This is a genomic window from Sinorhizobium sp. FG01 (assembly GCF_002531875.1).
GTDB lineage: Bacteria > Pseudomonadota > Alphaproteobacteria > Rhizobiales > Rhizobiaceae > Sinorhizobium > Sinorhizobium fredii_C.
Genome location: NZ_NWTB01000005.1, coordinates 26,063 through 39,594 on the forward strand (window position 1 = coordinate 26,063; position 13,532 = coordinate 39,594).

Annotated in this window: 9 protein-coding genes; 5 read left to right on the forward strand and 4 right to left on the reverse strand. The window is 63.5% G+C overall.

Annotated features, from left to right (window positions below):
* Position 1 precedes the first annotated feature (1 nt).
* Both CO656_RS08240 and CO656_RS08245 read left to right on the forward strand, forming a co-directional pair.
* Positions 2 to 889, forward strand: a complete 888-nt coding sequence (locus tag CO656_RS08240) for a DMT family transporter (protein WP_097525424.1) — start codon at positions 2 to 4, stop codon at positions 887 to 889.
* A gap of 105 nt (positions 890 to 994) precedes the next feature.
* The gene (locus CO656_RS08245) at positions 995 to 1,489 is read left to right on the forward strand and encodes a hypothetical protein (RefSeq protein WP_097525425.1); all 495 of its coding nucleotides are present in this window, start codon (positions 995 to 997) and stop codon (positions 1,487 to 1,489) included.
* A gap of 134 nt (positions 1,490 to 1,623) precedes the next feature.
* Here CO656_RS08245 and CO656_RS08250 read toward each other — a convergent pair whose 3' ends face one another.
* The 3 genes from CO656_RS08250 to CO656_RS08260 form a co-directional block, all read right to left on the reverse strand.
* The gene (locus CO656_RS08250) at positions 1,624 to 2,574 is read right to left on the reverse strand and encodes a YbhN family protein (protein WP_037422550.1); all 951 of its coding nucleotides are present in this window, start codon (positions 2,572 to 2,574) and stop codon (positions 1,624 to 1,626) included.
* A 268-nt stretch (positions 2,575 to 2,842) separates the two neighbouring features.
* Positions 2,843 to 4,234: a M20/M25/M40 family metallo-hydrolase gene (locus tag CO656_RS08255; protein WP_097525426.1), complete on the reverse strand. Its 1,392-nt coding sequence runs from the start codon at positions 4,232 to 4,234 to the stop codon at positions 2,843 to 2,845.
* A 97-nt stretch (positions 4,235 to 4,331) separates the two neighbouring features.
* Entirely contained in the window at positions 4,332 to 4,775 is a 444-nt protein-coding gene (locus tag CO656_RS08260) for a MarR family transcriptional regulator (RefSeq protein WP_097525647.1), read from the reverse strand.
* Between the two features lie 456 nt (positions 4,776 to 5,231).
* Here CO656_RS08260 and polA point away from each other — a divergent pair, with 456 nt between their 5' ends.
* Positions 5,232 to 8,246 carry a DNA polymerase I gene (gene polA / locus CO656_RS08265; RefSeq protein WP_097525427.1) on the forward strand — a complete coding sequence of 1,005 codons (3,015 nt, stop codon included), beginning with the start codon at positions 5,232 to 5,234 and terminating at the stop codon, positions 8,244 to 8,246.
* A gap of 165 nt (positions 8,247 to 8,411) precedes the next feature.
* Here the strand turns inward: polA and CO656_RS08270 are convergent, their stop codons facing one another.
* Positions 8,412 to 9,422 carry a chemotaxis protein CheB gene (locus CO656_RS08270; RefSeq protein ID WP_097525648.1) on the reverse strand — a complete coding sequence of 337 codons (1,011 nt, stop codon included), beginning with the start codon at positions 9,420 to 9,422 and terminating at the stop codon, positions 8,412 to 8,414.
* Positions 9,423 to 9,673: 251 nt separating this feature from the next.
* Between CO656_RS08270 and CO656_RS08275 the strand changes: the two genes are divergently transcribed.
* Positions 9,674 to 13,162 (forward strand): chemotaxis protein CheB, encoded by a 3,489-nt coding sequence (locus CO656_RS08275; protein ID WP_097525428.1) that lies wholly within the window; start codon positions 9,674 to 9,676, stop codon positions 13,160 to 13,162.
* On the forward strand, positions 13,146 to 13,532 hold the full coding sequence (locus tag CO656_RS08280; protein WP_037422544.1) for a response regulator: 387 nt from the start codon (positions 13,146 to 13,148) through the stop codon (positions 13,530 to 13,532). Before CO656_RS08275 ends, CO656_RS08280 begins: the two co-directional genes overlap by 17 nt.

Consider the following 13,532-nt stretch of genomic DNA (forward strand, 5'->3'; position numbering starts at 1 on the left):
CATGGGACCCAAGGCTAACGGCTACGTCTTCGCGCTGCTGGCGATCGTCATCTTCTCGATCCAGGACGGGCTTTCCAAACATCTCGGCTCCAACTATCCGCCGGTCTTCGTGGCGATGATCCGCTACTGGGCCTTTGCCGCCTTTGCCGTCACGCTGGCGTGGCGGTCGCCGGCAGGGCTCCGCGCCACCGCGGTGACGAAGAGGCCGCTGCTGCAAATATCGCGCGGCGTGCTGCTGCCGGCGCAGATCGTCGTGGTGATCACCGCCTTCACGGTAGTGGGCCTTGCCCATTCGCAGGCAATCCTGGCGGCCACGCCGATCTTCGTCGCCTTGCTGTCGATGCCGCTTCTCGGCGAGCGCGTCGGCTGGCGCCGCTGGTCGGCGATCACGGCCGGCCTCGTCGGCGTACTCTTGATCCTGAAGCCGGGAGAGGGAACGTTCGACGTCGATTTCCTCTTGCCGCTCGCCGGCGCGCTGATGTTCGCGGTCTATGCGATCACGACGCGGCTCGTCAGCCGCGAGGATTCGGCGATGACCAGCTTCTTCTACACCGGCGTCGTCGGCGCCGCGGCGATCAGCCTCGTCGGCCCGTTCTTCTGGGCGACGCTGTCCGGTCCGGACTGGGTGTGGATGATCCTCCTCTGCGTCACCGGCAGCCTGAGCCACTATTTCCTCATCCGCGCCTACGACCTGCTCGATGCGGTGGCGGTGCAGCCGCTCACCTATCTTCAGCTCGTCTTCGCCTCGATCATGGGTGTGACGATCTTCGGAGAGACCCTGACGGCGAACATGATCCTCGGATCGCTGCTGGTAGTGGCGGCCGGCATCTTCACCGTCTGGCGCGAGCGGGTGGTCGCAAGGCGCAAGGCGGGACTGCCGCCGGCATAGGACGGTTCGGTCGCCTCAACTCAAAATCGTCGTGATCATGACCAATCCTACGGGCCTTTGGTCGGCGATTCGGCCGGCCATGTTCATCCTTGTGAAAGGAAGACGATGAGGCTTCGTTCGATCATGCTGCCATTATTGGCAGCAGCCCTGGCGGCGTTGAACGCCGAGGTCAGGGCGCAAGAATCCATCCCTTATGTCGACGACCGTTCCGACGGGGCGGCGCTCGTTCGCTCGCTCTATAACGCCATCAACCGCAAGGAATATGCCAGGGCCTATGCCTATTTCGGCGATTCGAAGCCGGTCGGCGAGTTCAAGGCCTTCGCCGATGGTTACGCCAAGACCGAATCGGTTGACATCCGGATCGGAAAGGTGACGACCGAGGGTGCCGCCGGCAGCATCTACTCGGCCGTGCCGGTGGCGATCAAGTCGGTCGAGCAGCAAGGCAAGATCCGCTTCTTCTCCGGCTGCTATGTCGCACGGATCATCAATCCCTCGCCGCAGGTCCCGCCGTTCACACCCTACCAGATCGAGACGGCGCGCCTCGAGGCGGCAGAGGGACCGATCGACGAGGCGATTCCGGGAGAGTGCAACGCGCCTTGAGGGCGCTTGCATTTGCCGCTCACCCGTAATGACGGGAGAGGGAACGGAAGCCGGCGCGGCATACCCCTTCGACCCGCATGCAGGGAGAAGATCGCGGCAGCGGGATGAGGGGCAAGGCTCCCGATCCGGCGATCTCAGCTACGACCCTTCGCGTCCCGCTGCTCCAGAAAGCGCGAATGCTCGAAGACGAAGATGATGACAAGCGCCAAGACGAACGGGATCAAAAGATAAAGCAGCCGAAAGATTGCCAGCGCCGCCAGCACGTCGGCCGGATCCATCTCGGGCAGTGCGGCGATGAAGACGAGTTCGAGCACGCCGAGCCCCCCCGGCGCGTGGGAGAGCAGCGCCGCCGAGAAGGAGGCGAGGAAGATGCCGAGAACGACGACATAGCCGGGATTGCCGGCTTCCGGCAGCGCGAAGTAAATGATGCCGGCGGCGCCCAGCAGTTCGACCGGGGCGATCACCAGTTGCCGGAGCACGATCGCCGGCCGCGGGTAGTGAAGCTGGAACCATCGGGTGCGCAGCGGCCGAAGCCCTACCAGGCTCCCGAGGATGTAAAGACCGATAAACGTCAGGAGCAGGCCGCCCGTCGTCAGCGACATCTCGATCGGCAGCACCTCGGCAAAGCGTTCGATGATGTCCGGCTTGGCGAGCAGCACGATTGCCGACAGCATCAGCGTGCCGAGGGTGAACGTGAAGGAGCAGAAGGCGACGAGAATGCCGATCTCGCCGGGCGTCAGCCCCTTGGAACGGTAGGCGCGATAGCGCACCACGGCGCCGGAGAACACCGAGGCGCCGAGATTGTGCGACAGCGCATAGGTCGTGAACGAGCAGAGCGTGATGAACCAGATCGAGATGCGGTGGCCGAGATGGTCGAGCGCCAGCTTGTCATAGGCGGCAAGGGCCGCATAGGCGACGAGGGTCGAGCCTATGGCCAGCGACCAGCTTCCGATCGAGATCGCTTGGAAACTGACAATGAACTCGTTCAGTGAAAGTCCACGCAGTTCATGGACCAGCGCACGCACCGAAAAAACGATTGCCGCCAGCCCCACGGCGGGCCAGAAATATGCCTTTAGCCGTGTCATGCTGGCGCCAGGGCGATGGATCGACCGCGGCTTGTGCAGGCATGAAGGGCGTTGCCAGAACGGGCATATCCGCCGTCGCAGAAAGAATCGCGCTGGAGACGCGATGCCTCGATACTCACCCTTGCCAACAGCCCATTCCCATTCTGTGCTTTCCAAAAGGGAAGCATTCCGGCGCGGTGAGGTCAAGCAGCGCTGGCCGGATATCTGATTGGATGTCCTTTCATTGAGGGTCAGCCGCCGCGAACGCCTTCGCAGCGGCTAACGAGAGTCATGCCGCAAGCGCATCAAGGATGCGGATCCAGGAGCGAATGCCTTTGTGGAAGGATGTCAGCTCGTACTTCTCGTTGGGCGAGTGGATGCGGTCGTCGGCGAGGCCGAAGCCGACGAGCAGCGATTCCATGCCGAGCATCTTCTGGAAGTCGCCGACGATCGGGATGGAGCCGCCCATGCCGACGACGATCGCCGGCTTCGGCCATTCGGCGGAGAGCGCCGTCTTGGCGGTGGTGAGAAGCGCCGAGTCGTAGGGAAGATGGATAGCCGGCGAAGCACCATGGCCGTGGAACTCGACCGAGCAGTCCGCAGGAATCTTCGAGCGGACATAGGCGCGGAAGCTCTCGCGAATCTTTGCCGGATCCTGGTCGCCGACGAGGCGGAAGGAGACCTTGGCGGAGGCTTGCGCGGCGATCACCGTCTTGAAGCCTTCGCCGGTATATCCGCCGGTGATGCCGTTGACCTCCGCAGTCGGGCGCGCCCAGGTCAGTTCCAGCACCGAGCGCCCGTTCTCGCCGGAGGGAATGGAAAGACCGACATCGCCAAGAAATTTCTCCGCCGTGCGGCCGAGCATTTCCCAGCTCGCCTTGATCTCGGCCGGCGTCTCCTCGACGCCGTCATAGAAATTGTCGAGTGTCACGCGGCCGGTTTTGTCGTGCAATCCGGCCAAGATGTCGGTGAGAATGTGGATCGGGTTGGCCGCGGCCCCGCCGAAAAGGCCCGAGTGCAGGTCGCGGTCCGCCGCCTTGACGATGATCTCTTCGCCCACGAGACCGCGCAGGCCCGCCGAGATCGCCGGCGTCTCGCGGTCCCACATGCCGGTGTCGCAGATCAGCGCATAGTCGGCCTTGAGCTCGGCGGCATTCGCCTCGAGGAAGGGTTTCAGCGAGGGCGAGCCGGATTCCTCTTCGCCTTCGAAGAGAATGGTGATGCGGCAGGGAAGCGCCCCCTGCGTCTCCTTGTAGGCTCGCACTGCCTCGACGAAGGTCATAAGCTGCCCCTTGTCGTCGGAGGTGCCGCGACCGGTGATCACTTTCCGGCCGGGCTCGAGTTCCTTGATCCCCGGCTCGAAGGGAGGAGCCTCCCAGAGGTTGAGCGGATCGACCGGCTGGACGTCGTAGTGGCCGTAGAAGAGCAGATGCGGGGCGCTCGCTTTCGCGGCGGCATGATGGGCGACCACCATCGGATGGCCGGGCGTGTCGCGCACCGCGGCTTCGAAGCCGAGAGCTTGGAGTTCGGCCACCAGCCATTCGGCCGCCCTGCGGCACTCGGCCTTGAAGGCGGGGTCGGTCGAGATGGACTGGATGCGGACGAGATCGAATAGCCGCTCAAGGCTCTCAGGAAGGTTTGCGTCGGCGCGCTCGAGCACGGGGGTGATGTCTGCCATCATGCGAATCCTTTGTGGGTTTCGCGGGCGAACCTAGAATCGAATGGAGGCGGCTTTAAGCGAAATCTTTTGATGCAACGACAAATTGTCCGGATGGCAGTCAGGAGGCGTCGCCGCTGCGCGCCGCATTGGCGAGCGCCATGCGCATATATTCGAGCATGAGCTCCTTCTCGAAGCGCCGGAAACCGGAGAGCAGGGATTGCTCCGCCGCCAGTGCCGCCTCCTTCGCCGCCGCCTCCATGCCCCGGGCCTGCTCCGTCAGGAAGATCTGCTGCGAGCGCCGGTCGTTCGGATGCTTGCGGCGGATGACGAGTCCGTCGCGCTCCATCCGGGCGAGCGTATTGGCCATGGTCGCCTGTTCGATGTCGAGGCGGTCGAGAAGCTGCTTCTGAGTCAGCCCGTCTACGGCCCACAGTTCCAGCAGAATGGGAAACTGCCCCGGGGCGAAACCGAGCTTCTGTGCCCGCTGCTGCAGCGCGCGCGAGAAGCTCCTTGCCAGCAGGCTGGCCAGATATGTCGCGGAGTCCATACGATCGAAGGCCATGCCCATGCGTAGGCCCGAATCGGCATGAAGACAAGTTACAAAGCAGGCGATGGAGTGGGATCTACAGCGGCGCGCGTCTTATCAGCCGCGCAAAGGTCGCTGTAGCACTTTGGATTGCTGCATGTCTTTCTCCTCGGTCGATCCAAGGAGACATGCAGTAGCCCCAAACAAAAACCGCCACGGCGCGGAGGCGGCGCCGTAGCGGCTTCGTGAAAGCGGGACAAAGGCCCGGAGAGGGGGATGAGGCCTTTGTCCACATCTGGTGCGGGCGGGGGACAGGCCAATCACCAGACGACGGCATCGTTTCAGTGCCGCTCACCTTGATTTGAGGATTCAAATGTGGCTTTTCAAGGATTGTCCGGCCCGCCCGCACATTACAAATGCGTAACGTTTCCGTGAGGCTTCGGGCGAAAACCGCAATGGACCTTTGCCTCCCCCCGCGCTATCCATGGCCGCATGAAAAACGGTGATCATCTCTTCCTCGTCGACGGCTCGGGCTTCATCTTCCGGGCGTTCCACGCCATCCCGCCGCTCAACCGCAAGTCGGACGGGCTTCCGGTCAATGCGGTGGCAGGCTTCTGCAACATGCTCTGGAAGTTGCTGACCGATGCGCGCGACACGTCGGTCGGCGTGACGCCGACCCATTTCGCAGTGATCTTCGATTATTCCTCCAAGACCTTCCGAAACACGCTTTACGACCAGTACAAAGCGAACCGCACGGCGCCGCCGGAGGACCTGATCCCGCAATTCGGGCTGATCCGCCACGCCACCCGCGCCTTCAACCTGCCCTGCATCGAGAAGGAAGGCTACGAGGCCGACGACCTGATCGCCACCTATGCGCGGCTCGCCGAGGAAGCGGGCGCCGGCGTCACCATCGTTTCCTCCGACAAGGACCTCATGCAATTGGTGACCGCCAATGTGTCGATGTACGACAGCATGAAGGACAAGCAGATCACCATTCCTGACGTCATCGAGAAATGGGGCGTGCCGCCCGAGAAGATGATCGACCTCCAGGCGATGACCGGCGATTCCACCGACAATGTTCCGGGCATTCCCGGCATCGGCCCGAAGACGGCGGCCCAGCTCCTCGAAGAATATGGCGACCTCGACACGCTGCTTTCGCGGGCCGGCGAGATCAAGCAGCAGAAGCGGCGCGAGGCGATCATCGCCAATGCCGAGAAGGCGCGCCTGTCGCGCGAGCTCGTCACCCTGAAGAAGGACACGCCGCTCGACGTGCCGCTCGAGGATCTGCGGCTCGATTCGCAGGACGGACCGAGGCTGATCGCCTTCCTGAAGACGATGGAATTCAACACTTTGACGCGCCGCGTCGCCGCGGCGACCGAGACGGATGCGGAGGCGATCGAACCGGCGCATGTGCCGGTCGAATGGGGCGCCGAGGCGCACGGGCCCGATCTCGACGTCGGCGAGGCGGCCGGTCCGCCGCCGACGCCGGCATCGTCGAGCGCTTCGCCGCCGCGCGGCACTGCCGCCAAGGCTGCGGTTTCCTTCCTCACGGGCAAGGGTGACGCCTATGTCACCGGAGCGACGCCCCAGGAGCTGGCGCAGGCGCGCGCCGACTATTTCGCCAAGGCGCCTTTCGACCATTCGGCCTATGTGACGATCCGCGATCTCGCAACCCTCGACCGCTGGATCTCCGATGCCCGTGAGGCGGGCGTCCTCGGTTTCGATGCGGAAACCAACTCGCTCGACCCGATGCGGGCGGAGCTCGTCGGCCTTTCGATGGCGTTTGCCGATTACGGCAACAATCCCCTGGGCGGTACCATCCGCGCCGCCTATGTGCCGCTGATCCACAGGAACGGCGTAAGCGATCTTCTGGGCGGGGGCATGGTGGAAAACCAGGTGCCGGCGCGCGAGGCGTTGAGCCGGCTAAAGGTCCTGCTGGAAGACCCGTCGGTGCTCAAGGTCGCCCAGAACCTGAAATACGCCTATCTGGTCATGAAGCGGCACGGCATCGTCCTGCAGAGCTTCGACGACACCATGCTGATGTCCTATGTGGTCGATGCCGGCAATGGCGGGCACGGCATGGATTCGCTTTCCGAGCGTTGGCTCGGCCACGTGCCTATTCCCTACAAGGACGTCACCGGCACCGGCAAGGCGTCGGTGAGCTTCGATTTCGTCGACATCGACAAGGCGACCGCCTATGCCGCCGAGGACGCGGAGGTGACGCTTCGTCTCTGGCATGTATTGAAGCCGCGGCTGGCCGCCAAGGGCCTGACGCGCGTCTATGAACGCCTCGAAAGGCCGCTGGTCGCTGTCTTGGCTCAGATGGAGGAGCGCGGCATCACCGTCGACCGCCAGATCCTCTCGCGCCTTTCGGGCGAACTGGCGCAGGGCGCCGCAGCGCTCGAAGACGAGATCTACCGGCTGGCCGGCGAAACCTTCACCATCGGCTCGCCGAAGCAGCTCGGCGACATCCTGTTCGGCAAGATGGGCTTGCCGGGCGGCTCGAAGACGAAGACCGGTCAATGGTCGACCTCCGCTTCGGTGCTCGAAGAGCTTGCCGCCGTCGGACACGAACTGCCGCGCAAGATCGTCGACTGGCGCCAGCTCACCAAGCTGAAATCGACCTACACCGACGCCTTGCCCGGCTTCGTGCATCCGGAGACGAAGCGCGTCCACACCTGCTACGCGCTCGCCGCCACCACGACGGGGCGGCTTTCCTCCTCCGAGCCGAACCTCCAGAATATTCCGGTGAGGACCACCGAGGGCCGCAAGATCCGGACTGCCTTCATCGCGACCCCGGGCCACAGGCTGGTGTCGGCCGATTACAGCCAAATCGAGCTGCGGGTCTTGGCGCATGTGGCCGAGATTCCGCAGCTTCGCCAAGCCTTTGCCGATGGCGTCGACATCCATGCGATGACCGCATCGGAGATGTTCGGCGTGCCGGTGGAGGGGATGCCGAGCGAGATCCGCCGCCGCGCCAAGGCGATCAATTTCGGCATCATCTACGGCATCTCGGCCTTCGGGCTCGCCAACCAGCTTTCGATCGAGCGCTCGGAAGCGGGCGAGTACATCAAGAGATATTTCGAGCGCTTCCCCGGCATTCGCGACTATATGGAGAACACCAAGGCTTTTGCCCGCGAGCACGGCTATGTCGAAACGATCTTCGGCCGCCGCGCCCACTACCCGGACATCCGCTCCTCCAATCCCTCGCACCGCGCTTTCAACGAGCGCGCGGCGATCAACGCGCCGATCCAGGGCTCGGCCGCCGACGTCATTCGCCGGGCGATGGTGAAGATGGGACCGGCGCTGGAAGCGGCGAAGCTTTCCGCCCGCATGCTGCTCCAGGTCCACGACGAATTGATCTTCGAGGTCGAGGAGAGCGAAATCGAGCGCACGCTTCCGGTGATCGTGTCGGTGATGGAGAATGCCGCGATGCCGGCGCTCGACATGAAGGTGCCGCTGAAGGTCGACGCGCGCGCCGCGCAGAATTGGGACGAGGCGCATTAGGAGCCTTTGACAGCCGCTGCCGGGTCGCCCTCCGCACAAGGGCCCCTCACCCTAACCCTCTCCCCGCTTGCGGGAGAGGGGATTGAGGCGGTGCCGCTTATCCCTTCTCCCCGCCTGCGGGGAGAAGGTGCCGGCAGGCGGATGAGGGGCAGCCTCGTGGCAGTGCTACGCATCCTCGACCTCGCCGGCCGCGCCGGCGGTCTTGCCGAGAATGGCACGGCGCAAGGTTTCCGCATGCTCGCGGCCCTCGTCGGCCCGCCGGGTGTTGGCGGCGGCTGCGGCGTCTCGACCGCTGCGCCGCGCATCGTCGGCCATCTTTTCGCAGAGTGTCACCCTTTCCTCGATGATCCGCAGCGCCACCCGCATCGCCTCGTCGACGGAACCCTCCGACTCGGCCGCCAGCGTATCTGACGTATAGGCATGACCGACCTGACAACGGAAGCGGAGCGGCGGCCAGCTCTTCATCTGTGAAAGAACGCCTCCGCAAGCGGGGCAGGACAGGGGAACGGCGTCGGCAATGGTGGCGATCGCTTCAGGGTCGATCTGCCGGCCCAGCGCAATATCGACCTCGAGTCTGAGGTCATCCGGTATAGCAACCGGCGGCCCGGCCGCCTCGCTCGTGAGCTGGACGAGCAGCTGAGGCAGATCCGCAAGCGAAGCGCGATAGTCGACGTCGCTCGCCTTCAGGGCTCCGAGCGGCATGTCGGGTGCAGCCGCATCCTGCGGGTTCTGCACCACGGTTACGCCGCCGCAGCGCTTGAGATCGGCAAGACCCGCCGCGCCGTCGTTCAACATCCCCGTCAGGACCACTCCGACGGCTCGGGTGCCGTAAGTCATGCCAACCGATCTGAAGAGCGGGTCGACCGCCGGTCGAGCCAGATTCTCGCGCGGTCCTCGGCCGAGCCTGACGATACCGTCTACGGCGAGAAGATGATGGTCAGCGGGCGCGACATAGACATGACCGGCTTCGATCCGCTCGCCGTCGCTCGCCGTCGTCACTGGAACGGCGATGTGTTCCTTGAAGATCTCTGAGAGCAGGTTCTTTCCGCGCGCGCCGACATGAATGACGATGAATAGGGTGGCGGCGAATTCGGGAGGAAGCGCGCGAAGCAGCTGCTTGACGGCGCCAATTGCCCCCGTCGACCCTCCAATAGCAATTACGTCGCGGCTGCCCATGGCATGCTCCATTCTTCCCACAACGTTCCACGTGCGGATAGGTTCGACGGTCGGATTGTGCCGTGCCCCATGGCAAGAGTAAGGGGGAAGATTTTCCCAACACCTCTGTTGGGCCGCTTGATCCGCTGTCATAACAAATTACACTGGAGTCGCCTTTCGAAGTAGAATGGCCGCAAAATCCGAATCCGGAGTGGAAGACACGTCGAGCCAAGAGCGTGGCTGATCGGGCAACGTTGTCGGGGAGATTGAGCATGGATCAGAAATTCGATCCGCCGATAGTTGGCATCGGAGCCTCGGCAGGGGGCGTGCAGGCACTTCAGACGTTCTTCGAACACATGTCGACCGATACCGGTGCGGCCTTCGTTGTCATCATCCACCTTGATCCGCGCTCCCGGAGCGAACTGGCCAGCATCCTGGCGTCTCGCACGCAGATGCCTGTGACGCAGATCGAGGACCAGGCGGAACTGGAAAGCAACCACGTCTATGTCATCCCGCCAAATCGGCGGCTGAAGATCGCCGACGGCTCCATCTCCGCGCTTCCATTCGAGCAGCCCCGTGCAGCCCGCGCTCCGATCGACGTTTTCTTTCGGTCGCTTGCCGAGCAGCACGGAACCGGTTTCGCCGTCGTTCTCACCGGCGCAGGGGCGGATGGTTCGATCGGCGTCAAGGCCATCAAGGAGGCCGGCGGCATCGTGCTCGTGCAGGATCCGCGCGAGGCGGAATATGCTTCGATGCCTCGCAATGCCATCGCCACGGAAGTCGCCGACTTCGTCCTTCCCATCCGCGAACTTCCCGAGAGGCTCAGCGAACTGCTGGCCAGCCGCGACCACCTTCCTCCCGGCCATGTGCTATCCGGCGATGAAGACCTCCTCGGGCGGATCCTGGCGCATGTGCGCGTGCGGACCGGACATGATTTCTCGCAGTACAAGCGCGCCACCATTCTTCGGCGCATCGGACGGCGGGCGCAGGTGACCAGGAAGGAGACGCTCGCCGATTACTACGCCTATATGCGCGAGAACGTGGAGGAAGCGCAGGCGCTGTTCAGCGACTTTCTAATATCGGTTACGACATTTTTTCGCGATCCGGAGGCCTTCAAATCGCTTGCGAATAAAGTCATTCCGCAATTGTTTGACGGAAAGGAGGCCGGTGACAGCATCCGGGTCTGGGTTCCCGGCTGCGCGACGGGGGAGGAGACCTATACGATTGGCATCCTCCTCCTCGAGGAGGCGGCGCGTCGCGAGCTCGCGCCGGAGATTCAGGTTTTCGGCTCGGATCTCGATGCAGGCGCTCTCGCGATCGCCCGTGAAGGGCGCTTTCCCGTGACGATCGAAACCGACCTTAGCGAGGAAAGATTGCGGCGGTTCTTCCAGCGTGAAGGCGATCACTACCGGGTGCGCCGCGAACTGCGCGATGTCGTTCTGTTTGCCAGCCACAGTCTGCTCCGAGACCCGCCCTTTTCCCATCTCGACATGATTTCCTGCCGCAACCTCATGATCTATCTCGATCGACAGCTCCAGCAGCAGGCATGCACCATCTTTCACTACGCCCTCAATCCGGGAGGCTTCCTTTTCCTCGGATCGTCGGAAAGCGCCGACAACCCGAACGGGCTCTTCCGCATGGTCGATCGCGAGGCACGCATCTACAGGTCGGTGCCAGGCGCCGGCGACCGGCGTCCGGTTCTACCCGTGCTGGTCGGTCCCCACCATGGGCTGGAGCGAGCGCCGAGTAGCGCGCGGCCGCCGATGCCGACCGGCAGTATCGGCGACGTCGCTTTGCACAGGCAGATGCTCGAGAAGATCGCTCCGCCGAGCATGCTCGTGGATGAAAGCCATCGCGCCATACATCTTTCCGAGAACGCCGGTCGCTTTCTACGGCCATCGGGCGGGCCGGTCAGTACCGATGCGACGGACCTCGTGCGCGAGGAGTTCCGATTCGACCTTCGGGCAGCGCTCCACCGCGCCTTCGAGCGGAACGAAGCGACCCTGAGCATGCCGATCCTCGCCCAACTCGACGGGCAGCCGCATCGTGTCTACGTTCAGGTGAAGCCGGTCCTCCACGGAAGCGACCCGACCCGGCATGCCCTGGTGCTGTTCATCGAAGGCGATGTGATCGACCCATCCGCAGGTCCCGCCGAGAGGGTGGACGGCCATCCTCCGTCCACGCAGGCCGTGCGGCAACTGCAGGAAGAACTGCAACTTGCGCAAAGTCGGCTTCGCGCGACGAGGGAAGAATCGGAGGCGGCCACGGAGGAACTGCGTGCCGCCAACGAAGAACTTCAGTCGATGAATGAGGAGTATCGGTCGACGGCGGAAGAGCTCGAGACGAGCAAGGAGGAACTGCAGTCGATCAACGAAGAGCTGCAGACCGCCAACAACGAGCTCAAGCTGAAGCTCGAAAGCGTTTCGCGAGCCCATAGCGACCTGCAGAACCTGATGTCGGCAACAGACGTCGCGACGCTCTTCCTCAACCCGTCGCTCCGTATCAAGCGTTTCACGCCGCGCCTGATGGAGATTTTCAACGTCACCCAGAATGACGAAGGACGGCCGATCACCGACTTTACCCATCATCTGAAATATGACGGCCTGGCCGAGGATGCGCGCTCGGTCTTAGAGAACCTTGCGCCGATCGAACGCGAGATCAAGAGCAACGACAACGGCTGGTATCTTGTGCGAATGCGTCCCTATCGCACGATCGACGACAAGATTGATGGCGTCGTCGCGACCGTTGTCGACATTTCCGAGCGCCGTCATGCCGAAGCGGCAGTGAGGGAAAGCGAACAGCGCCTCGACCAGGAAATGCGCCTGGTCGAGCTGTCTCGCTCGCCAATATTCGTCTGGGACTTCGACGACGGCATCAAGCAGTGGAACCGCGGCAGCGAAGAGCTCTACGGCTATTCGCGCGAGGAAGCCCTCGGCAAGCAGAAAGAACAGCTCCTCAAGACTGCCGTTCCGGGCTCATCCTTCGACAAGCTGAGGAAAACCCTGCTCGAAACCGGCCGCTGGAGCGGCGAATTGCATCACACGACGAAAGACGGCCAGGTGCTGACGGTGGAAAGCCAGATCGAGCTCGTTCCCCTCGGCGACCGTCGGCTTGTCCTGGAAAGCACCCGCGACATCACCGATCGCAAGCGCTGGGAACGGCGCCGGCAGCTGTTGCTGAACGAATTGAGCCATCGCGTGAAGAACACGCTCGCCGTCGTGCAATCTTTGGCGCGCCAGACCTTGCGCACCACTCATTCGAGCGAGGACTTCGTCGAGCGTTTTGAAGGGCGCCTCGACGCCTTGGCGAGCGCTCACAAGCTTCTCGTCGATTCGGAATGGAGCGGGGCCGAGCTCGGCGCCCTGGCGCTCAGCCAGCTCGAGGCCCACACGGGCACCGACGGGCGCAGGCTGCAGATAGAGGGAGAGCCGGTCATGCTGACGCCGGATATCGCCACGCCCTTCGGTCTCGTCCTTCACGAGCTTGCCACCAACGCTGCCAAATACGGCGCTTTCGCCACGGCAGACGGGCAGGTCAGCCTCCGCTGGAAGGTGGGGAACAAGGACCGGCGGCTGGCGGTTACTTGGGAGGAACGCGGTGGTCCGCCGGTCGAATCGCCGGCCGAACAGGGTTTCGGCGGCGTGTTGATCGAAAAGAGCTTGCCAGGAGCGACGGTGCACCGTGATTTCCGGCCAGACGGCGTCGTCTGCACAATCGAGATCAAGCTCCCGGAGAGCCCGCAAAATGGAGCGGAAAGCTGATCATAACCTGCCTCTTGCCGGCGCCAGAATTCTGGTCGCCGAAGACGAGCTTCTGATCGCGCTCGACATGGAGGCCGCATTCCGCGACGCCGGCGCCGACATTGTCGGGCCATGCATGACGCTGGAAGCCGCCTTGGATGCGGCCAGAAACGAGCCGCTTTCTCTCGCCGTGCTTGATATACGCCTCGGGAATGCGACGACTGAGAATGTCAGCGATCTGCTGGCCGAACGCGGCATCCCCTTCCTGTTCTACAGCGGACAAGCGCTGCCCGACGCGATGCAACGGAAATGCGACGGCGCGGTGGTGGTCGACAAGCCGGCTACCCAGCAGGACCTCGTTGGCGCCGCCGCAAGCATGCTGACGGCCTGA